This is a genomic window from Peptoniphilus grossensis (assembly GCF_001940285.1).
GTDB classification, from domain to species: domain Bacteria; phylum Bacillota; class Clostridia; order Tissierellales; family Peptoniphilaceae; genus Peptoniphilus_A; species Peptoniphilus_A faecalis.
This window is the reverse complement of record NZ_MJIH01000001.1, coordinates 1,713,837-1,740,103: the sequence shown is the minus strand read 5'-3', so window position 1 is coordinate 1,740,103 and position 26,267 is coordinate 1,713,837. Positions and strand designations below refer to the sequence as shown.

20 protein-coding genes, 1 pseudogene and 1 riboswitch are annotated in these 26,267 nt (G+C 30.8%); of the genes and pseudogenes, 8 read left to right on the top strand and 13 right to left on the bottom strand.

From position 1 onward, the window contains the following. Positions 1-24: 24 nt before the first annotated feature. Positions 25-2,598, bottom strand: coding sequence for a glycyl radical protein (locus BIV18_RS08365; RefSeq protein WP_075660158.1), 2,574 nt, complete (start codon positions 2,596-2,598; stop codon positions 25-27). Between the two features lie 286 nt (positions 2,599-2,884). On the opposite strand from BIV18_RS08365, the gene BIV18_RS08360 reads away from it, so the two are divergent. The 4 genes and pseudogenes from BIV18_RS08360 (at position 2,885) to BIV18_RS11585 (ending at position 6,785) form a co-directional block, all read left to right on the top strand. After that, positions 2,885-3,415, top strand: a complete 531-nt coding sequence (locus BIV18_RS08360) for a BMC domain-containing protein (protein WP_075660157.1) — start codon at positions 2,885-2,887, stop codon at positions 3,413-3,415. Further along, positions 3,406-5,124 carry a DUF4037 domain-containing protein gene (locus BIV18_RS08355; protein WP_075660156.1) on the top strand — a complete coding sequence of 573 codons (1,719 nt, stop codon included), beginning with the start codon at positions 3,406-3,408 and terminating at the stop codon, positions 5,122-5,124. Before BIV18_RS08360 ends, BIV18_RS08355 begins: the two co-directional genes overlap by 10 nt. A 7-nt stretch (positions 5,125-5,131) precedes the next feature. Further along, the gene (locus BIV18_RS08350) at positions 5,132-5,722 is read left to right on the top strand and encodes a DUF4125 family protein (protein ID WP_075660155.1); all 591 of its coding nucleotides are present in this window, start codon (positions 5,132-5,134) and stop codon (positions 5,720-5,722) included. A gap of 190 nt (positions 5,723-5,912) precedes the next feature. After that, positions 5,913-6,785: pseudogene (locus BIV18_RS11585) on the top strand (IS30 family transposase). Between the two features lie 25 nt (positions 6,786-6,810). Here BIV18_RS11585 and thrB read toward each other — a convergent pair. The 12 genes from thrB to BIV18_RS08280 form a co-directional block, all read right to left on the bottom strand. Continuing rightward, positions 6,811-9,105, bottom strand: a complete 2,295-nt coding sequence (gene thrB, locus BIV18_RS08340; RefSeq protein ID WP_075660154.1) for a homoserine kinase — start codon at positions 9,103-9,105, stop codon at positions 6,811-6,813. Continuing rightward, complete coding sequence (locus BIV18_RS08335) at positions 9,102-10,283, bottom strand: homoserine dehydrogenase family protein (protein WP_075660153.1); 1,182 nt, start codon at positions 10,281-10,283, stop codon at positions 9,102-9,104. Before BIV18_RS08335 ends, thrB begins: the two co-directional genes overlap by 4 nt. A 1-nt stretch (position 10,284) precedes the next feature. After that, on the bottom strand, positions 10,285-11,262 hold the full coding sequence (locus BIV18_RS08330) for an aspartate-semialdehyde dehydrogenase (protein WP_075660152.1): 978 nt from the start codon (positions 11,260-11,262) through the stop codon (positions 10,285-10,287). Beyond that, positions 11,252-12,574 (bottom strand): aspartate kinase, encoded by a 1,323-nt coding sequence (locus BIV18_RS08325; protein WP_075660151.1) that lies wholly within the window; start codon positions 12,572-12,574, stop codon positions 11,252-11,254. The genes BIV18_RS08330 and BIV18_RS08325 overlap by 11 nt, the downstream gene beginning before the upstream one ends. Before the next feature lie 483 nt (positions 12,575-13,057). Continuing rightward, entirely contained in the window at positions 13,058-14,014 is a 957-nt protein-coding gene (locus tag BIV18_RS08320; RefSeq protein ID WP_075660150.1) for a diaminopimelate dehydrogenase, read from the bottom strand. Between the two features lie 45 nt (positions 14,015-14,059). Beyond that, positions 14,060-14,785, bottom strand: coding sequence for a 4-hydroxy-tetrahydrodipicolinate reductase (dapB, locus tag BIV18_RS08315; protein ID WP_075660149.1), 726 nt, complete (start codon positions 14,783-14,785; stop codon positions 14,060-14,062). Next, positions 14,782-15,654, bottom strand: a complete 873-nt coding sequence (gene dapA / locus BIV18_RS08310) for a 4-hydroxy-tetrahydrodipicolinate synthase (RefSeq protein ID WP_075660148.1) — start codon at positions 15,652-15,654, stop codon at positions 14,782-14,784. The genes dapB and dapA overlap by 4 nt, the downstream gene beginning before the upstream one ends. An 11-nt stretch (positions 15,655-15,665) precedes the next feature. Then, positions 15,666-16,829 carry an aspartate kinase gene (locus tag BIV18_RS08305; protein WP_075660147.1) on the bottom strand — a complete coding sequence of 388 codons (1,164 nt, stop codon included), beginning with the start codon at positions 16,827-16,829 and terminating at the stop codon, positions 15,666-15,668. Positions 16,830-16,839: 10 nt separating this feature from the next. Then, positions 16,840-18,126, bottom strand: coding sequence for a diaminopimelate decarboxylase (gene lysA / locus BIV18_RS08300; protein WP_075660146.1), 1,287 nt, complete (start codon positions 18,124-18,126; stop codon positions 16,840-16,842). A gap of 66 nt (positions 18,127-18,192) precedes the next feature. Beyond that, positions 18,193-18,334: riboswitch (Lysine riboswitch) on the bottom strand. 257 nt (positions 18,335-18,591) lie between these two features. Then, on the bottom strand, positions 18,592-19,227 hold the full coding sequence (gene trhA, locus BIV18_RS08295) for a PAQR family membrane homeostasis protein TrhA (RefSeq protein ID WP_075660145.1): 636 nt from the start codon (positions 19,225-19,227) through the stop codon (positions 18,592-18,594). Beyond that, entirely contained in the window at positions 19,214-19,768 is a 555-nt protein-coding gene (locus BIV18_RS08290) for a DUF1836 domain-containing protein (protein WP_075660144.1), read from the bottom strand. Before BIV18_RS08290 ends, trhA begins: the two co-directional genes overlap by 14 nt. Positions 19,769-20,487: 719 nt before the next feature. Then, positions 20,488-20,931 (bottom strand): hypothetical protein, encoded by a 444-nt coding sequence (locus BIV18_RS08280; RefSeq protein WP_075660142.1) that lies wholly within the window; start codon positions 20,929-20,931, stop codon positions 20,488-20,490. Positions 20,932-21,151: 220 nt separating this feature from the next. Here BIV18_RS08280 and BIV18_RS08275 point away from each other — a divergent pair, with 220 nt between their 5' ends. Genes BIV18_RS08275 through BIV18_RS08260 form a run of 4 tightly spaced genes read left to right on the top strand, consistent with a single transcriptional unit; the run spans position 21,152 to position 25,962 of the window. Next, positions 21,152-21,628, top strand: a complete 477-nt coding sequence (locus tag BIV18_RS08275; RefSeq protein WP_075660141.1) for a dihydrofolate reductase — start codon at positions 21,152-21,154, stop codon at positions 21,626-21,628. Continuing rightward, positions 21,625-23,181: an NAD(P)/FAD-dependent oxidoreductase gene (locus BIV18_RS08270; RefSeq protein WP_075660406.1), complete on the top strand. Its 1,557-nt coding sequence runs from the start codon at positions 21,625-21,627 to the stop codon at positions 23,179-23,181. Before BIV18_RS08275 ends, BIV18_RS08270 begins: the two co-directional genes overlap by 4 nt. Beyond that, positions 23,175-23,639: a tRNA (cytidine(34)-2'-O)-methyltransferase gene (locus tag BIV18_RS08265; protein ID WP_075660140.1), complete on the top strand. Its 465-nt coding sequence runs from the start codon at positions 23,175-23,177 to the stop codon at positions 23,637-23,639. The genes BIV18_RS08270 and BIV18_RS08265 overlap by 7 nt, the downstream gene beginning before the upstream one ends. 34 nt (positions 23,640-23,673) lie before the next feature. Continuing rightward, positions 23,674-25,962, top strand: a complete 2,289-nt coding sequence (locus tag BIV18_RS08260; protein WP_075660139.1) for an ATP-dependent DNA helicase — start codon at positions 23,674-23,676, stop codon at positions 25,960-25,962. Positions 25,963-26,267: the final 305 nt, after the last annotated feature.

Sequence of the window (26,267 nt, the reverse complement as noted above, 5' to 3'; positions counted from 1 at the left end):
TCTATTTCTTCTTATAATTTTGCCTTACATTATGTGCTCTGTTCTGTTAATGATATCGTCTTGAACTTCTTTTGCTAATGTTACGAAGTGAGCAGAATATCCAGCTACACGTACTAGTAAGTCTTTATGATCTTCTGGATGTTCTTGAGCGTCTATTAGTGTTTGCCTATCTACAACGTTAAATTGAACGTGAGCACCCTTTTGATCAAAGTAAGACCTAATAATAGCTACGAAATTCTTTAGTCCTTTTTCTCCTTCTACGGCTTTTGGAGAGAATTTTTGATTATAAAGCGTACCATTTGACGCTTGAAAGTGTGGTAACTTAGCTACAGAGTTTGCCGCAGCTGTTGGTCCATGAGAGTCTTTACCTTGTCTTGGACTTACACCATCAGCAAGTGGTGTATGAGCCGCTCTACCATCCGGAAGTGCTCCTACATCTTTACCAAATAATACATTTGCAGATACCGGATAAATACCTGCTTGGAATGCTCCTCCTCTTGGATTTACATATTTGTCAACCTCATCGCAATAAATTTTAGCAGCTCTGATTGCAAATTTATCACAAAGCTCATTGTCGTTACCAAAGCTTTCTGTATTATCAAGAATCTTTTGAATAGTCTTAAATTGACCAGTTTGTTCAGATCCACATCCACAAGTATTAGCTTGTAAATAATCTCCACCAGTTAATTTACTTTCAAGCTCGTCTACATTTATAGAACCAGTAGAAGCAAGAATCTTTTTAACTGCATCGTAAATTTCAGCTTCGTTCATTTCTCCAACCTTAGCAGAAACTGTTTGAGTATTACATCCGCATCCTGGAACTAGAGAATCTGATAAACCAAAGTTTTCTTCTAGAGCGTGTTTTAAATCTATTAGAGAAATTTTCTTGTCTTCAAATACATTCTTATATATTGCATATAAAGAGTCTCCAGAGTCAGCTACACCAAATGCTTGAGGTCCTGTGAAGTTATAAATAGCTCCACCAGATTGAACTGACTTCCCTCTCTTGATGCAATCATCAACCATAGCTGACATGAAAGGTAGATTTCCTCTAGCTGCGTGAGCATAGTCAACACAGTTATCAGCTTCAGCTAAATATTTAACAAAGTATTCCATTTGTTTTTGATATGCATCAAAGATGTCGTCGATATTTTTCATATCTTCTAATTCGCCAGTCTTAGGCCCAAGTTGTTTTCCATTACATCTACCATTGTTAAGTGCAATTTCAAGTACTTTTGCAATATTAAAGAACGCAGCATCATGCCATCCTTCTGTTCTATGTCCAGCTTGTGGTTCTACACATCCGATGATTGAGTAATCTCTTGCATCTTCAAGTTTAACTCCTCTAGATACTAGGTTAAGAATTATTACTTCGTCATTGTAGAATGCAGGAACACCATATCCAAGTCTAGAAACTTCACATGCTCTTAATAGGAACTCATATGGTGAATTTTGATGAACTCTAACTGAGAATGAAGGTGCTGGTAATGCAACGTGAGCTACAGCTTCCATACACATATAAGAAATATCATTTGTCGCATCTACGCCTTCTCCATCTACACCCCCTACACATAGGTTTTGGAATACTGCATATCCAGCGAAAGCTTGAGCTGAAACTTCATCACGAGTTTTGTTAATATCATTTAATTTAACCCATATACAATCGATAAGTTCTTGGGCAAAATCTTTTGTAATATTTTTATCATTTTTATATGGTGGATACATATATTGGTCAAATCTTCCTGGAGAAATTGAGTGTCCGTTAGATTCAATTTGTACTAATATTTGTACGAACCAGAATGCTTGACAAGCTTCCCAGAAATCTCTTGCACCATATTCGGGAACTCTCATGCAATTTGAAGAAATTCTTAAAAGTTCTTGCTTTCTTTGAGGATTTGTTTCTTTGTTTGCAAGTTCTTCAGCTCTTTTAGCGTATCTATGTGCAAAATTAATTGCTGCGTTGTAAGAAATAATAACCGCTTTGTAGAATTGCATTTTTTGAATTGATATTGGATCAGAATCATCAAGATCATTCATAGCTTTTACAGTTTGTTCTATAACTCCTCTAAAACCATACTTAATAATCTTTTCATAATCTACATTTACATGACCAACACCACCAAAGTAATAATTACCAACTGTAAAAATTCCATTATCCATGCAATCTTTAGCTTCGTCACTCATAAGACTTGTTGCATAATCATATGTAGTCTTACCTTTCCAATATTTGAATATTTCGTGTAATTCTTTTTTAGTTTTTTCTGGAATTACAAACGGATCTGCCATACGAGTTGCCATTGTGTCAAATTCTGCTTCAACCCATTCGTATGAGAACTCTGGACAAAGACCTGTCGATCTAGGATTAACAGTAATTGAACCTACTATTAATTCGTCATCCCTAATAGTAACCGGAAGTTCGTTAAATATTTTCTCAACAGCTTTTGCTCTTCTTAAAATATTTGTAAGACCTTCTGTTTCCTTATAAGATTCAGTTATTAATCTTGCTCTATCAGATTCAACTACTGGTACAGCATCAATTATTACTTGTCTTAATCTCTTAATTCTTTCTGTAGGTTGTGAAAACCCTTTTTCCAACATAGAATACCTCCTATTTTTTTATTTTGTGCTTATGTACTAATCAAGCTTGAAGTGATTATATAATACTGTATCGGAATGACGAAATAAAATGCAAACCATTACGGTGTAAAATTAAGACTTTTAAATTTATAGTTTTATTGACTTTTAGTTAAAGTTATCTTCATAATTTAAATTTTTAGTAAGAAATAACTCAAAATAAACTTTTAATTGTAATATCAAAATATTTTCCTTAACTTTATTGAATTCTATTTCTTATTTACATAAAATAAATTAAAGGAGTGATTTTATGTTGTCTTCTTTTTTACTCGCTGAGTTTCAGAGTATAGCCACTGGTTACAAGGAAATGAATAATATCCTTCTAAATTATCCGGTTGATCTTTTCTTATCTAAAAATATATGTCCCGGAAGAATGCTATTTATCTTCAATGGAAATGAAAGCGATATATTAGAAATAGATAAATATTTTAAGTCTAAAAAAATTTCTTCTATCTATATACTTAATATTCATGAAGAAATAATCGAAAAAATCAATACCACAAAAAAACCTACGAATATTTCATCTTTTATGATATGTGAGTTTAAAAATAGCATCTGTGCAATGAAGGCATCTGACCTATGTGTTAAAGAAGCTAACATAGAATTAGTAAAACTTGAATTTCGAATTGGTCTTTTTGGCAAAAGTATTTCTGTATTTAACGGATTACTTTCAAGTCTTCAAAGTTCTAAAATTGCCATATTAGATAATTTATCTAATAATGATATAGTTGCTATTGAAATAATTGAAAATCCAGTAGGAGAATTAATAAAATGTATTTAGAAAAACTTGAAAATTTGCAAAAAAAATACCATTCTCTTTTAAGAGATGGACGAGAAATGGAAATGCTTCCTATAATAGAGGAAGCTATAGGCTTGGCCTTTGAAAATAAGGACAATAAAAAATTAATTGAAGTTTTAAATGATTATGGCGGAGCACTTAGAAATACAGGAAATTACGAAAAGAGTATAAAGAGCTTAAATCTTGCTAAAACAATATTCGAAAAATATTTTGATACGAATTCTGAAGCATATGCAAATACAATTATGAATTTGGCAAATGCTTATAGAATGAATTCAAATAAAAAAGAAGCTATTAGACTATTTGAAGAAGCTAATTCAATATATGAAGTTTTAAACCTATACAACTACTCTTATGCATCAAATGCAAATAATTTAGCACTTTTATATTTAGAAGATAATAATGCAGAAAAAGCCTATGACCTTTTAAAATCAGCAGAAGAAATATTAAAAAGTATTCCCCATCACAACATTCAACTTGCAACTACATATAATAATTTATTTGATGTTTCTCTCAAGCTGAATAAAGTTAGTGAAGCAAAGGAATATATCTTTAAAGCTAAAGATTTTCTCGAAAGTAAGATTTCCCCTAATAATCCACTTTATGCGAGTGTACTCAACAATCTTGCAAAATATTATTTTAATATAGGCGATATTGAAAAAAGTAAATCTCTTTATATAATATCTAAAAAAATTATAGAAAATACTTATGGAAAAGAAAGTGAAGCTTATAAAAATATAGAAAGCAATTTAAATTTTATCGAAAAAAAAACAGATACCATTTTAACATTTGATGCTACTGACAAAAATTTTAAAAAAGGTCTCGAAATATCAGAAGATTTTTATTTAAATGAAGTAAAGCCTTTCGTTTTAAAAAATTACCCCGATCTTGTTAGATACTCTGCTTTTGGTTTAATTGGAGAAGGTTCTGAATGTTACGGATTTGATGATGAAATATCTCGGGATCATGATTTTGTCAAAAGATGTTCTTGGTTCTTACCTAAAGATATTATAAGCCACGTTCCTATAAATGAAATTAATTTAGGTGATGGAGTCGTAAAAATTATTTCAATAGAAGGTTTTTACAAATATTATACTCTTTTTGAAAAGGGCCCTTTAACTTTAAAGGAATTTAGAAAAGTACCTCAAGATCTTTTATCAGTTGCTACAAATGGAAAAGTATTTGAGGATAACTATGGCAAATTTTCTTATATTAGGCAGAGACTTCTAGCTTATTATCCAAAAGATTTAGTTTTAAAGAAATTAGCTTACCTTTGTAATAAAATTGCTCAATCAGGTCAATACAATTATCCAAGGTGTTTAAAAAGAAATAATCTAATGGGAGCTCAAATTGCCCTTAGTGAATTCTTACAATATTATTGTGAGTTTATACATCTTATAAATAAAAAATATATGCCTTTCTATAAATGGCAATATAGCTCTTTAAAATCATTACCTTTACTTGGAGAATATACTTGCTCAAAATTTGATAATTTGTTGTCCTATAATGATGTTAATGAATCTTCAAAGAAAATCAAAATCATTGAAGAATTGTGTGAAAAATTAGTAAAACATTTAAATAAGGTTAACCTTTCAAACTCTCATGCTGACTTTTTAAAATATCAATCTTTTGAAATTGCACAAAGAATAAATAATATCGAATTGAGAAATGAAGATACGTGGATAAAGTAGGATAAATATGAAAAACAATTCAATATCAAAAAAGAGAGATGAAACTCTTAAAAAAATTGTAATCAATGAATGGAACTTTTTTACTAACGTAAATAATATAGGTAAAAGGGCTTTTTGCCAGGATAATTCTTTTACATTTATATACTCCCGACTTTGTTACTGGAGTATATACAATGACATAATACTAACTTCTTATTTAAGTGATTTAATCTGTGCTAAGAAAGATAATAGAAATTTGCTTACAGAAAAATATGCTTATATGATGCAGTATTCTGAACCCGAATATTTTAATAAAATAAAAAAATTTCTTCCAAATATTTCAAAATGCAAAAACACCTTGGTGAATTCCATAATGCTTATTTATATGTATTGGGAAGAAGATGTTAGAAAAAATGAACCCAAACTTTTGGACAATAACAGAGACTTATACGATTCATCGCAAAGTGCCGCTAATACAACAATAGAAAATTATTTCAAAGGAGAACTTTACAGTTATTCTGAAACTACATTAAATCTTATACTTAAATATTATCTGAGTGCCTATCAAAAAGGGGTTAATTTAGTTGAAAAAAATTTAAAATTTCTTATGGAAAAATAATTTAATTGGGTATGTGAAAAGTTTTGTGTATCAGCTCTTCCGATAGGATGTGAGATGATATTTTTTCTAAAATCAAAAAAGCATACTTTTATTATGATAGTTTGTAAAATTAAATGCGACACCCAATATAAATGAAAACTCATATTAACAACGCAAGCAATGTTAATAACGACAAAACAGGTTGGTCAATATAAGCTATAAACATCTTACTCTAAATGAAAGAAATAAGATAGAGTTTTTAAACAAATAAGGCTATTCTTATAGAAGAATAGCGAAAATTTTGGGCTACCACCATCCAACAATATCAAGAAAGTTTGAACGCTGTGAAGATGAATATAAAGCTTACACAGTGGAAAATATAAAAAGTATAAATCTTCACTTAAAGACAGAAAAAATAAATCAACAAATGAAATAGCAGGCACTATTTACAAAGGTATGTTTAGTTTAAAACAATATATATTTGGATCTATTCAGCAATAATAGATTTTGACATATCAAATTAAGGAGAAAGGTAAATCTAGAAAACAAAGAAACAAGAGGAAGATTCAATATAGATACGTCTATTAGAAAAAAACCTAAAAGTATAAAAGAAAGAAGTACATTTGTACATTGGGAATTAGATGAAGTTGTATCGTTTAGAAGGAAAAGTAAAGGATGCTTAGTTACTTTCGTTGAGAGAAAGACCAGATTTTATGTAGCATTACCAATGAAAGACTGGGCAAGGATTCCATGTTTGAAGCCATAAAAAACTATTCAATTCACTTCCAAAAGAATCTTTAAAAATTTTTACTTCAGATAGAGGTAAAGAATTTGCTTGCTATGGTGAAGTTGAAAAACTAGGAATAGACTTTTACTTTACTGACCCTTATTCAGCATGGCAATGAGTAAGTAATGAAAATTCTATGGTTTGCTCAGAGAATATTATCCTAAAAAGACAGATTTGGCAGAAATGTCTATAGAGGATCTTATTAAAAATTTGATGGAGCTCAATAACAGATCTAGAAAATGCCTAAATTATCGAACTCCATTTGAATTGTTTTTACACGAACTTAGTTTAATTTAGGTGTCACAATATTATTTGCAATTCATCAAATAATAAAGGCCCCTTTGTCGTCAATTTCAAGTGGAATTAATTTATATTCGCCACTTAATTTTTTTAACTTTCCTCTAATAAATTCTTCAGATTCTTTGTCATTTTCCTTTAATAAAATCATAATTGTTGAACCAGAACCACTTAAGTAGTGAGCAATTGCTGAACTTTTGCCAATTATTTTTTCAATTTCATTTATTTCGGGAATGAATTTAAATCTATAAGGCTCGTGAATTTTATCTTGAAGGGCAGCTTTCAAGTTATTTTCATCTCCAGAAATCAATGACAAAATTAATAATGATAGATGAGAGATGTTAAATACTACATCTTTTTTGTTGTAGCTTTTTGGTAGTACTTCTCGTGCCCTTTCTGTGCTAAGTTTAAAATCTGGAATTAATGCCAAAAATTTGATTTTATCTGAAACTTTAAATTTTTCAACATATACTTCTTCATCTTCTAATATTGATGCAGTTATTCCGCCAAAAATTGCAGGGGAAACATTGTCGGGATGTCCCTCTATTTTTGTTGCAATTTTTAAGATTTCTTTTTTGTCGAATTTTTTATTCATGACAGAAAATGCTGCCATAATCCCAATAACTACGCAAGTTGCAGAGGAGCCAAGCCCACGTGACATTGGTATATCTGAATTTAGTTTGAAATCAATGGGAACAATTTTCTCTCCGTAGATTTCAAAAGTATGTGCATAAGCTTTATATGTCAAATTATCTTTTACATTTTCATTAAAGCTTTTTAAATCCTTACTCTTTTTTAATTCAGAAGTATTGTATAGTTTTAATGCAAGCCCGAGAGAATCAAAGCCTGGCCCTATATTCGCAGATGTTGCAGGAACAGCAATTCTCATGCCGCGATTTGCAAATTTTAATACTTCATCTTCTATTTCATCTTTATTTATTTTATTGTCGTGGATTATTTTTTTTGACTTTAATTTTTTTATTTCTCTTGGAATTTTTACACCTGAAATTTTATAAAGATAGTCAATGTTTTCAAATTCATCTTGTGAAACTTTTTCGCCAAGGGAAGATAAGACTGCTGTTGAAAATTTGTAAGGACTTGCAGTGGAAAGTATTACTGTGTTTTTTAGCCCAAACTCATCAACTATATGTTTTGCCACAGCTGTGTGAGGATCGATTAAATAATTTTCCTCGTAAAAAGTTTTTGCAATAGCATTTTTTGTCTCTTCTTCATCTGCATAGCCACATAAAAATTCTGGAAATTCATTTTCGAATGTGAAAATGCGAGATGCGGCTAATTCTTTCATTTTTTCCCTTACAACTGAATCTGATGATTTGTGATATAGTAATCTTTCTAGGTTACTTGAAACTAGTATATCCATTGATGGTGAGATAGTTTTTTTCAACTTTTTATTTGCATCATAAAGTCCAGACATAAAAAATTCTGTAAGAACATTGTTGGAATTTGATGCAATTATTAGTTTTTCTATGGGAAGTCCCATTTCCCTTGCATAATATCCTGCCAAAATGTCGCCAAAATTACCTGTGGGAACGCAAAAAGAAATTTTGTCGCCGCCAGATATTTTTTTTGAATTTACGAGATCTGCGTAGGCGTAAAAATAATATACAATTTGTGGCAGAAGTCTTCCAATATTTATTGAGTTGGCAGAGGAAAGATATATGTTTTTTTCTGACAATTTATTTTTTATTTTATTGTCGTTAAAAATTTTTTTAACGGCAGATTGTGCGTCGTCAAAATTTCCATCAATGGAAATTACCTTTGAGTTCAGTGAATCTGTTGAATCCATTTGTTTTTTTTGAATGGCAGAAACTCCCTCCGTTGGATATAATACTAGTATGTCTATATTTTCAGTGTTGTAAAATCCCTCAAGGGCCGCCTTTCCAGTGTCTCCTGAAGTTGCAGTAAGAATTAGAGTTTTTTCCTTTATGCCAAGGGATTCTTTTGCGTAGGTCAAGAGATTTGGCAAAAGACATAGAGCAAAGTCCTTGAAGGCGGAAGTTTTTCCGTGATAAAGTTCTAAATAAAAATCTTTTTTATAGGATACTTTTGCAATTTCACCTTCAAAACTTGTATAGGATTTTTCTATAATTTCAAGAAGTTTATTACTGTCAAAATCTGTTAAATATAAAGATAAGATTTTGTGTGCAAGATCAGTATATTTAAGATTTAAATTTTCCATTATGTTAAATTTTGGGAAAGATTCAGGCACAAAAAGTCCTCCGTCATCTGAAATACCCTTTACAATTGCTTCTCTTGCTGAGATTTTTAATTTAGAATTTCTAGTTGATAAAAACTTCATATTTCCTCCTCTATTTCTGCAATAAATACTTTGTCAAAATCATCAATTACATCTATTAATTTATTGAGGTTTACTTTCTTAGTAATTATGTGATGTTCTTCTCCAATTATTTTTTCTGATGAAATTAGACTTTTAAGTTCCTTAGAGAGTTTTTCACATCTCACATAATAATTTTTTTCTAAATTATTTTCCACTACATAATTATTTGCAGAACCATAGAAAGTTTTAATTTCTCTTTTTGCAAGAATCCTCAAAAGATCACGTATTATCGCATCTGCAGTTTCAAGTTTTCCTGCTCCAGGACCCTTTAATTCATACTTTTTAAAATTTTCACCTAGAATTTCTATTGCATTTGTAGATTCAAAGCTTTTTGCAAAAAAATCATCTTTTACAAATGTAGGAATTACAGAAATATTTATCTTGCCATCCTTTAATTTTGATTTTCCAAGAAGTCTTATTGAATAGCCAAGTGCCTTTGCAAAATCAAAATCAGATATTTTTATATTTGCGATTCCAAAAGTAAAAATATCATCTTCATTAATTTTTGAATTATAAACTATTGATGAAAGTATTCTAATTTTTCGCATTGTGTCAAAACCATAGACATCTGCTGTAGGATCGGCTTCTGCATATCCAAGCTCCTGTGCTTCTTTCAACACCTCGTCATAAGTTAAACCCTCGATTTCCATTTTTGATAAAATATAATTTGAAGTTCCATTTAAAATTCCTGAAATTTCAAAGATGTCGTTAATAAAAACTTCTTCCATAATTGGATGAATTGTTGGAATTGCACCAGCAACAGATGCCTCGTAGGAGAAAAAGATATTTTTTTTGATTGAAAGTTCATTTAATTCTTCAAAATATTTTGAAACCACAGCTTTATTTGCAGTTACAATATTTTTTCCAGCACTCATTAACTTTAGAATTCTCTCGTAAGTTTCTTCAAGACTTGAAGTTACATCTATAACTGTATCCACATCAGAATTTAAAATTTCGTCAAAATCATCTGTGAAGGTTAGCTTTTTATTTAGTGGATTTCTTTTTTTATTTATATTTTTTATTAAAATTTTATCTATATTTATATCAAAACCTCTTTTTAAAAGGGGATTTCTTTTTTTGTACAAAATTTCCTCGACACCTATTCCAACAGTGCCAAAGCCCATTATTGCAATTTTCAAATTAAACCTCCAAGAGTTTCTTTGCTATTTGCACGGCATTTGTCGCCGCACCCTTTCTAATATTGTCTGCACAGGACCATAAATTTATTCCATTTTTCACTGTGAAATCACGTCTAATTCTCCCAACAAAGACTTCATTTTTGTCGGCAGACATAAGTGGCATTGGATAAACCTCCTTTTCAGGATCATCCTCTAAAATTATACCCGGATATTCTGCTATAATTTTTTTAACATCTTCAATTTCAAAGGATTTTTCCACTTCAACATTTATAGAAATGCTATGGGAGTTTCTAACAGGCACACGCACAGTTGTAGCTGTAACAAGGAGGGAATCATCGTGAAGGATCTTTTTAGTTTCATTTATCATCTTCATCTCTTCCTTTGTGTATCCATTGTCTAAAAATACATCAATTTGTGGAATACAATTATTTTTAATTGGATATTTGTATGCAAGATTAGTTCCCTTTTCAAGATCTGAAATTCCTTTGATTCCAGATCCAGAAACAGATTGATAAGTCGAATAAATAACTCTTTTAATTTTATATTTGTCGTGAATCGGTTTTAGAGGTAAGACTGACTGAATTGTAGAACAATTTGGATTTGCAATAATTCCCTTGTTCTTTTTAATATCCTCAGGATTGATTTCTGGAACAACTAGTGGAACATCAATATCCATTCTAAAAGCAGAGCTATTGTCAACAACTACTGCGCCAGCCTTTGCAGCTATTGGAGCAAACTTTTCGCTTACAGATCCTCCAGCAGAAAATAGTGCGATTTTTATCTCTCTTCCCTCGAAGGAATCTTCTCTTAATTCTTCAACAGTATAATCCTTTCCACAATAATTTATAATTTTTCCTGCAGATTTTTTTGAGCTAAACAAATACAAATTGTCAATTGGAAAATTTTCCTCGCTCAAAACCTTTAACATCATGCTTCCAACTAAACCAGTTGCACCAACAACTGCTACATTAACCTTCATTTTTTTCCTCCTTATAAAATTCTGTGTAAATTCCTTCAATGGCTTTTTCAAAATCTTCAGTTTCAACGCCAATAATAATATTAATTTCGCTAGAACCTTGGCTTATCATTTTTATATTGACGCCCTTATTAGCAAGAGCTGTAAAAATCCTTGATGACACGCCTTTTTCATTTATCATACCACGACCAACTACTGCAATAAGTGAAATATCTCTTTCCCAACTAATATTATCTACATTTAAGTAAATTTTTAGCTCTTCAAGTACTTTATTTATTTTTGGAGTAATGTAAGAATCTGAGACAATGACAGAAACAGAATCAATGCTTGAAGGCATATGTTCAATGGATATGTCGTTGCTTTCAAAAACAGTAGTGAGCTTTCTGAAAAAATCTTTTTCAGTATTCATATTAACTTTTTCAAGGTTTATAACAGTAAAACCCTTTTTCCCAGAAATACCCGTTACAATATTCTTGTTTTTATAATCGCATTTAGAAACAATAAGTGTTCCCTTTTCGTGAGGAGCATTAGTGTTTTTAATATTTATAGGGATGTTTTTGTCTCTAAGGGGAAAGATTGCCTCTTCGTGAAGAACTTTTGCACCCATGTAGGAAAGTTCACGAAGTTCTTTATAGGTAATAGTTCCAATAGGACAAGAGTCCTTTACTATTTTGGGGTCTGCAACTAAAAATCCACTTACATCAGTAAAGTTTTCATACATTTCAGCATCTAAGGCAGAAGCAATAACTGAACCAGTAACATCAGATCCACCTCTAGAAAAAGTATGAACCTTGCCAAATTCATCTAAACCATAAAAACCTGGCACAACAGCTCTATCGTGTTTTGTCAAAATGTTTTTTATGTTTTCACAAGATTTGACAAGGTCTAGAACACCTTCGTTAAATACAATTAAATCCTTCGCATCCACAAAATCATAACCAATGTAATTAGCAAGGACTTGGGCGCTAATAAACTCTCCACGACTAATTACAAAATCGTAACTAGCACCCTTTGCAATTTCCCTTTTAACATCATCTAAGATTTTATCAATATCAATATCTAAAACAAGATCATCGACAATATTTTTAAAAACATTTTCAATGATCTTGTAAACTTCGTTAAAATTCAAATCATGTACACTTAACTCGTGACACATTGCGAGTAGGTCAGTAACTTTGTGATTATTTTTTACACCCTTACCTGGTGCAGACACAACAACATAATTTCTCTCAAGGTCATCTTCTATTATCGCCTTAACTTTTCTCAGTTGAATAGCATCAGCTAGTGAGCTTCCACCGAATTTTACAACTTTCATCTTTTTCTCCTTTTTAATTAGTATAATAATTAGATAAAATTAAATTAAATTTCTTGTTTAGTACAAAAAACAGGAAAAATTAAAAGTAATTTTTTTCGATTATACAATTATTTAGTAAAGTTGTCAATTAATATAGCATTAATTAGGTCTGTGATTTATGAATAATACCTATAAATAGAGAAAATTGAAAACTTGTTAAAGTAAATTCTGAAAATGATAGCTAAATTTTTTTGGAGACTAGAGCCTGCTATGTCCAAAAAACATATAATTTTATTTATAATTTAGAATTATTTGTGTACTTATTGATTCCTAATAAAAAGAACCCAAAAATTTGACATAAAGTTCTCTTTTCTTTGCATATTAAAGTCCTCCTAATTATCATCTTATCAGGAGGACTTTTCATACACAAACTATTTCACAGTCTCTTTTTCTTTCACACCATTTTTAGATAATCACCTGCAAAAAATACATTATGCCTATTTATTATAGATAATTTTTAATTAATTCTTCGTGAGATAGCACATTGTAATATGCTGGCGGAGTGTCTAGCACTGTGTGAGCTCCATAGTTTTTATTTTCTACATATTTTAAAACTGCTCTTGATGCTGATATCATTACTGATGCTGTAAAGTCTGGGTTAGAGTCTAGTTCTAATGTAAATTTATACATTTCACGATTGTTTTCTAGCGTTTCTCCAACTCTTATTACATGGCCTCCATGGGGCATATTTGTGTGCTCTCTTTCAAACTCTTCTTCTGAAATAAATTTTACTTTTGTTTCATAAGGTTTGAAGTAATCTTCCATATTTACTATTTCATTTCTTATTCTATCTTCATCCTTTTTTTCACATACTACATAGCAAAGTCTATTGTGTGTTTCAAAACTTTTGTAGTCCTTTGAGTTTTCTTTAATGTTTTCTATTATTTCTTCTTTTGGAATTGTATATTGAACTGCTCTCTTAACACCTTTAATCCTTCTAACTGCATCGCTATGCCCTTGGCTTACTCCTCTTCCCCAAAAAGTATTTGTATGACCCTTTGTCAAAATTGACTCTGCTATTAGACGATTCAAAGAAAATAAACCTGGATCCCAACCAGTTGATACAAAGGCTACCTTATTATTTTTCCTTGCAATATCATCCATTTTTTCAAAATATTGCGGAATATGTGCATGGTTATCATAAGCATCTACTGTGTTGAAATTTTTTATAATTTCTGGTGCCATCTCTGGTATGTCTGTTGCTGAACCTAGACTTAAAAATAGCACATCTATTTTATCTTTGTACTCCAGTAAATTTTTTATGCTTTCCATTTTATCATCATTAAAGGAATTGCTGTCCCTTCTTGTGAATATTTTCACTAAATTTAGATTTTCGTCTCTTTCTATAAGACCTCTAAGCGACCTTCCTAAATTTCCATATCCTACTATTCCAATTTTCATCTTTTTCCTCTTTCTTGTTTTCTTAATTAAATTCTTATAGAGTATTTACTCCAATATGTCTTTAAAATTATAAAGACCTTTTTCCTTTCCGAGTAAAAACTTGGCTGCTTTTATTGCACCATTGGCAAAAATATTTTTTGACCCGGCACTGTGTTTGATCTCAAGTATCTCACTATCTCCTGCAAAGATAACTGTATGATCTCCATTTATTGTACCTGCCCTTACACTTGAAATGCCAACTTCATTTTTATCGCGCATTTTGTGAAGCTTTGTCCTATCATAAATTTCAGATACACATCTTTCTTTTTTAACTGCATCCAAGAGCATTAATGCCGTGCCACTTGGTGCATCTTTCTTTTTGTTATGATGAGCTTCTATTATTTCTATGTCAAAACCATCTAGCATTTTTGTAAGCTCCCTTACAATTTTCTCCATTACATTTATGCCTAGAGAATAATTTCTCGAATAAATTACAGGTACTTCTTCCGAAGCTTTTTTTAAATTATCCATAGTCCTTTCGCTAAGACCAGTAGTTGCCTCTACGAGTGGCTTTTTCTTTTCTAACGCAAATCTTATTGTATCATCTACTATACTTTTATTTGAAAAATCTATTATTACATCAAAATCTACATCTACATCTTTATAGTTATTATAAATATTTTTCTCTCTATCTTCTTTCTCTGCAAATCCACCTACTACTTCAAAATCTCCATCTAAATTAAAGAAAGTCCTGCCCATTGCACCTGTTATCCCGACTATAAATACTTTCATTTTACACCTAATACTTTCTTTAAATTATCTTTTGTCTCTTCACTTGCCTCAAAAAGTGGAAGTCTAAGTCCTCCTACTTCATAGCCCAATAAATTCATAGCTGCCTTTACAGGAATTGGGTTTGGTTCTACAAAAAGTGCATCATTTAATTCTTTTAAATCCGTTTGAAGTTTAGCTGCTTTTTCTATCTCTCCATCTAAAAACAATTTAGTCATATTGTGAATTTTTTGAGGAAATATATTTGCTATAACAGAAATTACTCCCTTTGCCCCAAGGCTCATAAGTGGAATTGTAACATCGTCATTTCCTGAATAGATGTCAAAATCATAGCCTACAAGATTTCTTACCTTTGCCGCATAAGATAAATCACCTGTTGCATCTTTCATTCCAATTATATTATCTATCTTTGAAAGCTCAAGAAGAGTCTTTGGATCAATGCCCATTCCCGTTCTTCCCGGCACATTGTATAAAAGCATTGGGACATTTACACTTTCTGCAATTCTTTTAAAATGTTCAATCAAGCCTCTCTGTGAAGTCTTATTATAATATGGAGTTACTTGCAAAAGTCCATCTGCACCAGCATCTTCACACATTTTTGAAAGTTCTATACCATGTCTTGTGTCATTTGAACCTGCACCTGCAATAACTGGGAGTCTACCATTAATATAATCTGCTGTAAATTTTACAGTTTCTGCTTGTTCTTCATTTGTCATAGTAGAAGCTTCTCCAGTTGTTCCCACTATTATTATTGCATCTGTTCCCTTTTGCAAATGAAAATCCAATAGTTGTTGCAACTTAGCATAATCTACGTCAAAATTTTCTTTAAATGGTGTTACTATGGCAACACCGCTACCAGTAAATAAAGTCATAATATCTCTCCTTATAAATCAAATTCTCTAATAAACAATTTCATAACTTTTTCTTTAATAACTGTATCTACAATTATCGATACGGAAATTTCCGATGTGGAAACTTGATAAAATTTAATATTATTTGCATTAAGTACATCGAATATCCTTGCAGCAACTCCAGGTTCAGTTCTCATTGCATTTCCAATCACTGAAACCTTTGATACATTTTCTATAAAATTAAATCCATCTCCAATTGAATTAATTGTATCCTTCTCCTCTATTACTGATGTAAAGGAAACATAAACTTCATCTTCAATAATATTTTGATTTATAACATCAATGTTAACTCCATTTTTTGCAAGTTCAGAAAATAAATCTGCAATGCTTTGATTTTCTAATTTTTTATTTACAAGCAAAATATTATCAATTGATGAAACTCCTCTTATAATACTTTTTTCCACATTTTCCTCCTTATCAATTACAGTTCCCAAGACATTACAAGTATTTAGTGCAATATAAAGTTTTACTTCATATTTTTGTGCTAGTTCCACAGCTCTTGGGTCTATTACCTTTGCACCAAGATGTGCCATCTCCATAGTTTCTTCATAACTTATGCTAGAAAGTTTTTTTGCCTTTTTATAAAATCTAGGATCTACTGTATAAATCCCTTCAACATCTGTGTAAATTTCACAATCACATCCAAGCTTAGCTGCGAGAGCGACAGCAGATGTATCAGATCCACCACGACCAAGCGTTGTAGTATCTCCTATCCCATTAACTCCTTGAAAGCCCGCCACAATTACAATGTAATTATCTATAAGCTTTTCTTCAATATATTTTGTATCTACATCTAAAATCTTGCTAAAACCATACCTACCATAAGTTTTAAATCCCGCTTGTGCTCCACTTAAAGATATTGCCTTCTCTCCCAAAGATTCAACTGCCATAGCAAGAAGTGATGATGATACAAGCTCTCCTGTGGACATCAAAACGTCTAGTTCCCTTTTTTGAGGTTTTTTATTTATCTCTTGAGCTTTTTTTATTAAAATATCCGTAGTATCTCCCATTGCAGAAACTACACAGACCACATTATTTAAATCTCTTTTTCTCTTGACTAAGATCCTTGCAACACTCATAATCTTTTCTATACTTGCAACGGAACTTCCTCCAAATTTCATAACAACATTTTTCATAATTCACCTATTACAAATCATTTCTCATTAAATCTTCATATGTTTCTCTTTTAACCGCAACCTTTATCTCATCTGATACAAAAATCATAGCTGGCCTTTCAATCCTATTGTAATTGCTAGACATTGAATAATTATATGCTCCAGTAGATGAAACTAAAATAAGGTCTTCCTCTTCCACCTTTGGAAGCATTATATCCCTTATAATAATATCTCCACTTTCGCAACATTTACCTGCAATAGTATATACTTCTTCTAAATTATCATTAAATTTATTTGCAATAGAAGCTTCATACTTTGCTCCATAAAGTGCCGGTCTTATATTGTCGTTCATTGAACCATCTATAAATATAAAATTCTTACCACCATAGGTTTTTTTAATAATTTCCGCAGTATAGAGTGTGTGCCCTGCATTTGATATTAAACTTCTGCCCGGTTCTATTGTAAGAGTCTTTAGCTTTAAATTATTCTCTTCTAAAAGCTCTTCAATTTTTTTAATATACCTCTTTAAAAATCCTTCAAGTTCAAAGGGAGAATCTTCAGATGTATAATAAACGCCAAAGCCACCGCCTAAATTAAGTTCTTCAATTCTAATTCCCTTATCACTAACTTTTTTTATAAAATTTATCATCTCTTCTGCCTCAGAAAAGAAGGATTCCTCTCTAAAAACTTGTGAACCAATATGTGCATGGAAGCCGAGAAGTTCAAAATATTTTGAATTAGCCACTCTTTCAATAATATCAAATATATCATCCGAAAAAATTGAAAGACCAAATTTAGAATCATTTTTTGAAGTTGTAATATACTCATGAGTATGAGCATCAATTCCAGGATTAAGTCTAATTAATACCTTTTGTTTCTTTTTCTTCTCTTTTAAAATAGCTTCAAGTTTATTTATCTCACTTGTATTATCTATTACAATTTTCCCAACACCAGAATCAACTGCAAATTCAAGCTCTTTTTTTAATTTATTATTGCCGTGAAAATATATTTTATCTGCACTCATTCTTGAATTTAAAATCGTATAGATTTCACCACCACTTACAGCATCAATTGAAATGTCCTCTTCACAAACAACATTGGCAATATATTTATTTAAAAGAGCCTTGGAGGCATATAAAATATTTGTATTGAATTTTTTAGATTTAAAACTATTTTTAAACTTTCTAATATTTTCCCTAAAAAAATCTTCATCTACAATATAAAGAGGTGTTCCATATTTTTCTTTCAAATAACTCATGGAATACTTTCCCAAATGTATCTCATTATCTATCACTTTTAAATTTCCAAATAATTTCATAAAACTCTCCTTAAAACAAAAAAACTATGAGCAAAAGACTCATAGTTTAAATTCTCTTTTGCCCTCAATGAATAGAGCACACTACAAAAGAAATGGGCATTTCTAATGTGACAGTTATACAGATATTCTCTGCATCCCCAGGATTTCTCCTTCGGCGATTTTCCCTTTCGTTAACCTACTCTTAAAAACCGCAACCTCTCTAAACATCGACTATTATTTAATTATCACTTACTATAGCACAGAGCTAATAACTTTGCAAGTGTTTTAAAAATTTATTTGTTTATTAAAATGTAGCGTTACAATTGATGTGAGATCAAATAAAAGAAAAACATCTTAATTTTCAAGACATATTTTATTTCTACAACACATTTCTTATCACATCATACTTTTACAACAGTTAAAAAGTTTTAAATATAAAGATTATAATTAATTGAAGTAAAAAATTCTCTATAAAATATTATCTACTTAAATGAGATATTGGTAATATCCTATAAAATGAGTTATTGCCGCTCCCAACACGAAAAAGTGCCAAATAACATGGCTGTATTGTTTTTTCATCTTGTAAAAAATTGTTCCTACTGTATAGAGAATACCTCCCGCAACTAAGAAAAACAAAAATTCTCTCGGCATTTTTAAAAATATGGGTTTTAATAAAAATATGGAAGTCCAACCCATGGCAATATATAAAATAACGGAAATGGTTTTTTGTTTATCATACTTTCCATAACTTAAAATCTTGTAAATTGTACCTGCAAGAGCAATGACCCAAATAAGTACAAGAAAAAATATCATTTTTTTACCTGATAGAACTGTTAAAATAACAGGAGTAAAGGATGCCGCAATAAATAAAAATATAGCGGAGTGGTCAAAAATTCTAAGAATATTTTTTGCCCTTTTATTCCAAATTCCATGGTAGAGTGTACTTGCCAAAAATAAAAATATAAAAAATGCACCATAAATTATAAAAGCGGGAGTATAGGCATTTCCCTTTTTAATGCAAGATCTAATCATCATCACTAAAAAGACTATCCCTATTCCAACTCCAATAAAATGGCTTATACTGTTTAAAAATTCTACGAAAAACTCTCTATTCTTCTTCATACATTCTCCTTAAATAACCCTTTACATAAAGACTTCCCGAAATTGAGCGAATAGCTTCTGTTAAATAGAGGGATTCTCCCTTATTGGGAATTTCTTCTCCCAAAAACACTAGCCTTATTTGATCTTCCATAATATCACAAAAGGAATCGTAAGCATCTTTAAATTCTTTTCCCTCTAAATAGAGTTTAATTCCCCTTCCAACTTCCTCCATGGTAAAAACTTGCTTTACAAAACTAATTGCAGTCAGTAGAGCTATATGCTCCTTTGAATACCTCTTTTTTACGGGCTTTGGCATGAGATTTTGTTTCACGTAATTATTTATCATTGAAGGAGAAATATCCTTTTCAGATAAAAATGGAGATACTTGGGAAAGCACAATGCTTAGCAATTGATCGTTGTAAATTTCAAAATCGGGAAGTTCATCCCATCTCAGAAGTTTCCAGTTTCTCACTTTTCCAATAATTTCTTTGTCAAGACTTTCAACTAGCTTTAAATTATTTTTATTATCTTCCAAAAAAAAGTTATCTATTTTATCGTTCATATTATCACCACATCTAGTTTATAAAACTAGTATATACCATTTTTAATTTTATTGCAAGGAAAAGGGAAAATAATAAATATGACTTAAACTTAAAGACAAATGCCTTTGACTATAAATTAAAAAATTAGTATTTCAATTGACGATGGAAAAATGAATAAGTTTGTAAATTATTATTAGAAAAATAAAAAGCTCTAGAAATTATTTCAATCTTCTAGAACTTTTTATTTTATTTTATTCTATTCTATTTTTCATTTTTAAAATATTAATGATAATTACAACAACGAAATAAACTATCCAAAATATAATCATTGCATAGTTTGTAAAAAATTCTCTTAAATTAAAACTTTTTTTAAAAAAATGAAAGAAAATATAACCGCATAAAATTTGTATACCAAGTATAAAAAATATTCTGATTAGTTCTCTCTTAATTAACTTCATATTTTAATGAAACCCTCTTTCACTAAAAGACCAAGAACCAATATATTGCGTCCTTTTAGAATCTAAATAGTAATCATTCTCATATCTAGTATAGATTTTACCTATACTATGAGTTCTATAAACATTAAGTAAAATATAAATAGTCTGGTAATGATGCAACTCCGGCTCCACCACCTGCAGCTATAGCTGAAATAATGATTTTTGTTGCAACTGTCATATTTATATATGCTACTGCAGCGACGATTGCTGCTGCAGCAATTGCAATAGTAACTTTTTACCTACTAAGAAATCCCATACCTATCAGTTCGCAAATAAGTATTGTTTCCTAAGAGTGATATTTCATTTTTATCTTGTTTGTGATTTTCAATATTATCAATTGTTTTTGCTGAAACCTCGTATTTTTCAACTATACCATCTGATTTAGTTTCGATACAAAAAACTTTTCCATTCTCAATTTCACTAATAATCGAATTTTTTAAAATATTCTCTCCATCTTCGATTTTATAAATCTTACTATTAATTTTATTGCCATTAATTTTTTCTACTATGTAATATTCTCCATCTTCGCTATGTTCTTTGTAATCAATTATAATCTCATCTTTATTAAAATCTTCATTAATATTTATAAAGTTAGTATCCAATTTTGAGTTAGCATAAATCGGTGCTACAAAGTTCATCATAATAACTACTACTAACGCTAAACTCATCGTTTTTTTATTTTTCATAATTTCCTCCTTAATAATATCAATTATCGATATCATTGTAAATACTTTTTATAATTTTTATTTATATATTTTCATTAACTGTATGGACATATGTTACACTTTTACTTTGACAGGATTTTGAAAATTTTTATAAGAAATATATCTAAAGCTTTATAGAGTGTTAAAAAAGTCTTTGAATAATGCTATGATTAATGTAAGATTATTTTTAATGGGGGACAATGTGAAGTTACTTATACTTGTTGATAATAAAAATGCTATTGCAAAGGATGGCGAACAAATTTTATTTGTGGACAATGATTTGCATATGTTTAAAAAATATACTACAAATAATATTATAATCATGGGCAGAAAAACTTTTCATGCTATTGGAAGACAGCTTCCAAATAGAATTTCTGTAGTTTTTACGCATTCAAAAAATGAAGATAAAAATAATTTGTTTTATGTTGATTCAATTGAAAAACTTGATGATATAATTAAAAAATATAGTGATAAAGAAGTTTTTGTAATTGGCGGTGCTGCAATTATTAGCCTTTTGTGGGATAGACTTGATGAACTAATTGTTACAAGAGTTGATACTGTTGTTAAAGGAGCAGACACGTTTATTCCTGATTTTAAGGGCTTTAAATTAGTGAAAAAATGTGAAATTGAAGACCCAAATTACAAAGTTTATCACGAGATATGGAAAAGAGAAAAATGATAATTTTAAGAAATATAAAAGTTCCCTATGACAAAGATGAAAAATTTTTGAGCGGGGAAATTGCAAAAAAATTAAATAAGAGGGATTTTAATTATAAAATTTATAAAAAGTCCTTGGATGCAAGGCATGAAATAAGTTTCGTGTACCAAGTGATTGTCGATTTAGATTTAGCGGATATTGATAAAAAGATTATAAAAAGACTAAAAAATAATATTGAAGAGTTTCATGAGGATAAGCTTGAAGTCGAGAATATTAATAAAATTAAATCCGCAGTGATAATTGGAACGGGTCCTGCGGGACTTTTTGCTGCCTATTTACTTGCGAAAAAGGGTGTTAAGGTAACTTTAATCGAGAGGGGCAAAAAAGTTGAGGAGAGGCTAAGGGACATCGACACTCTTCACGAGACTGGAAAGTTAGACGAAAATTCAAATGTCCAATTTGGAGAAGGCGGTGCAGGGACTTTTTCTGATGGAAAATTAACTTCACGTTCCAAGGACAAGAGAGTTTCTCACGTTTTTGAAATTTTTGTTAAAAATGGTGCACCTGAAGATATCCTTTACGAGCAGAAGCCACATATTGGCACAGACATTTTGCGAAATGTAATAAAAAATATTCGACAAGATATTGAGAGAAAAGGCGCAATTTATAAATTTAGTGAAAAACTAATTGATTTTGAAATTTGCAATGGAAAGATTAATAAAATAATAACTGACAAGGGAGAATATAGTGCCGATTGCTATATTTTGGCGATTGGAAATTCTGCTCGTGACACTTTTGTTATGCTTGATAAATATGATTTAATTGAGCAAAAGCCCTTTGCAGTTGGGTTTAGAATCGAGCATTTGAGAAAAAATATTGATAAGGCACAGTATGGAATGATTTCAGAAAAGCTTCCTTCTGCTACTTATCAGTTAAATGTTACAGATAAAGAAGAGGCACATTCAGTTTACACTTTTTGTATGTGCCCTGGTGGATACGTTGTAAATTCCTCTTCAATTAAGTCGCAATTATGCATCAATGGCATGAGCTATCACGACAGAAGGGGCGAGAATTCAAATTCAGCTGTAGTTGCTACAATTGATAAAAAAATATATGGAGAGGGAAATTTAGCCGGCATGAATTTTCAAAATGAAATCGAAAAAAAGGCTTATAAAATGGGCGGCGGTTTGGCACCAGTGCAAAGAGTAAAGGACTTTATGGAAAATAGAGCAACAGAAAAACTTGGCGAAGTTTTGCCAACTTTTAAACCGGGCTATGTCTTTGCCGACTTAAATGAAATTTATCCAGAAAGCATTAATCACGCAATAAAAAATGCGCTAAAACTAATGAATAGACGAGTCCATGGGTTTTGTAGCGATGATGCGATTCTCACTGGAGTGGAGACGAGGACTTCGTCGCCAATTAGAATTGTGAGAGAAAATTATAGATCAGAAAAGCTAAAAAATTTATTTCCAATTGGAGAAGGTGCAGGTTATTCTGGCGGAATAATTTCTTCGGCATTAGACGGTCTTAAATGTGCCATGGAAATTTTAGAAGGAGAGAAAGAATGTTAAATATAGTTTTTTATGAACCGGAAATTCCCTTTAACACAGGTGCTATTGCTAGAACTTGTGGACTTACTAAAACAAGGCTTCATCTCATTAAGCCCCTTGGATTTTCCGTTGACGACAAACATTTAAAGAGGGCAGGACTTGATTATTGGCATTTAGTCGATATAAATTATTACGATTCCTACGATGAACTTGTTGCAAAATATCCTGAGAACAATTTTTATCTTGCAAGCACTAAGGCAAAGAAAAGATATTCCGATGTTAAGTTTAAAGATGAAGATTTTATTGTCTTTGGTCCAGAAACTCGTGGCCTTCCTGAAGATCTAATTTTTTCTAATTACGATAGGGCAATAAGAATTCCAATGTTAAAGGATTATGGCAGAAGCTTAAATCTTTCTAACTCTGCAAATATAATTTTATTTGAAGCTTTAAGACAACTTGACTTTTTAGATTTAGAATAATTTTTAATGGATTTTGTTATAGAAGGGATTTGTTTTGAAAGAAGTAAAAATCTCCGTAAGAAATTTAATAGAGTTTGTCAAGAGAAGTGGTGATATCGACAGGAGATTTTTTTCCAATAAAAGAGCTGTCGAGGGCATAAGGGCACATCAAAGGGTGCAAAGGGAATACTCCAAGAATTTTTTGACAGAAGTTTTTCTGAGAACTCAGGAGGAAATTGAAGACATAATTTTTACAGTAGAAGGTCGTGCTGATGGCATTGAAGTAGCAAATGAAGTTACAGTGGACGAAATAAAATCTACTACTAGAAATCTAGAAGAATTAAAAAAGGAAGAAAACCTAATGCATTGGGCACAGGCAAAGTGTTACGCCTATATTTATGCCAAGGATAATGACCTCAACAACATAAATGTAATGCTCACCTATTACCAACTTGAGACAGAAGAAATCCTAAATATAAAAAAGACTTTTACCTTTTATGAACTTCGTGACTTTTTTATGGAAACTCTAATGGAATATCTTGAGTTTTCAAGAAGAATTGTGGAATGGAAGGATATTCGCAACAGCTCCATAAAAAAACTAAAATTTCCTTTTAAAACCTTTAGAAAGGGACAGAGAGAACTTTCTGTTGCAGTTTATAACACAATTGACAGTGAAAACAAATTATTTGTAGAGGCTCCAACAGGTATTGGAAAGTCAATTTCTACTATTTTTCCAACTATTAAGGCAATGGGAGAAGATAAAATAGACAAGGCCTTTTATCTCGTAGCAAGATCCACGGGAAAACAAGCCGCAAAGGATGCACTGGAAAGACTTTTAAATAAAAATTTAAAATTAAAAATTACTGTGGTAACTGCAAAGGATAAGATTTGCTTAAATGATAAAGTTTCTTGCAATCCAAAGGATTGCATGTACGCAAAGGGACATTTTGACAGAGTTAATGATGCTATAATTGATATATTTGACTCCTGCGACAATTTCACGAGAGAAAATATTGAAAAATTTGCAAAACTTCATATTGTTTGTCCCTTTGAGTATCAACTTGACCTTTTGGATTTTTCTGACTTTATAGTTTGTGATTACAATTATATATTTGATCCAACAGTTTATCTCAAAAGATTTCTTGAAAATTCAATGATAAGATTCACACTTCTCATTGACGAGAGCCACAATCTTCTCGATAGGGGAAGAGAAATGTATTCGGCAGAAGTTTTTATTGCTGACTTGGAGAAATTATTTGAAATCTTGCCAAAGAAGAGAAAAGCTGCAAGAAAACATATTAGAAATGCCCTTGATGAATTTAAAAAATTAGATAATCGAACTTTTTACAGCTACGATTCTTTTATTTATTTTAACGTAGAAGTGGAAAAGACAGTTTTTTCCATGAACGATTTTTTGACCAAGGACAAGGAAGCAAAAGACTATGAAAAGGCGCTGGACATTTACTTTTCACTTTTTAAGTACACCAAAATTTTGGAATACTATAATAGGGATTTCGTTTCAATAAAAAGCGAGGACTCTATAAAGATTAAATCCCTTGACATTGCACCGATTTTTGCAAATATTTTGAAAACGCCAAGATCATCTGTATTTTTCTCTGCAACTTTAAATCCAATAAAGTATTATGGCAAGCTCCTTGGTGCAGATGAAAAAACAAATTATTACAAAATAAAATCGCCCTTTGATCCAAATAACTTAGTTGTACTTAGAAATAATAAAATTTCCACGGTATATAGAGATAGAGAAAACTCTATTGAGGAAATAATTGAAAACCTTAAAAATTTTTCTGAGGACAAAGGAAACTATATCTTCTTTTTTCCATCTTATTCCTTTATGGAGAAGGTCTATGAAAGTTACATTGAAATAGCCGAAAATGAAAATATTGTAAAGCAAGATAGAGAAATGACAGAATTTGAACGTGAAGAATTTTTAAATAATTTTACATTTTCTTCTAGCACAATAGCCTTTGCAGTAATGGGAGGAGTTTTCTCCGAAGGAATAGATCTAATTGGCAATAGGCTCCGAGGCGTTGCCATAATAACTGTAGGTCTACCAGGACTATCCTACGAGAGAAATATTTTAAAAAGTCACTTTCAAAAAAAGTACAACAGAGGTTACGAGTATGCCTATATTTATCCAGGCATGATAAAAGTTGTGCAAGCGGCTGGAAGAGTTATAAGAACAGAAGATGACAAGGGCAAAATTCTTTTAATGGACAAGAGATTTTCTATAGAGCCTTATAGTTTACTTCTACCTAGTCAATGGAAAATTTATGATTTTAATGACCCAACAGAAATAAAGGATATTTTAAAAAATTTTAATTAGGAAGAAAAGTACAAAAAGTGTAACATATGTCTTTACAGTTAAGAATTCTCTCCTATCTTATTTACAATTACATCTTTAAAATCAAAGAGATTTATATTATTATTATTATTTCTTTGCACTTATATGCATTTCCAGACTGTTTTTTTGTTATTTAAAGTTTAGGGCTTAGTTAGTATAAGTGCAATATTTTTTTACATAAAAATGTCTGTTAGAAATTTTACTCCCCAACAGATATTATAGAGCCTAAAAAACCGACCTCCTTTAGTTGGTTTTTTAAGTCCAGCTTTAGGAGGCAGTTCAAGTCC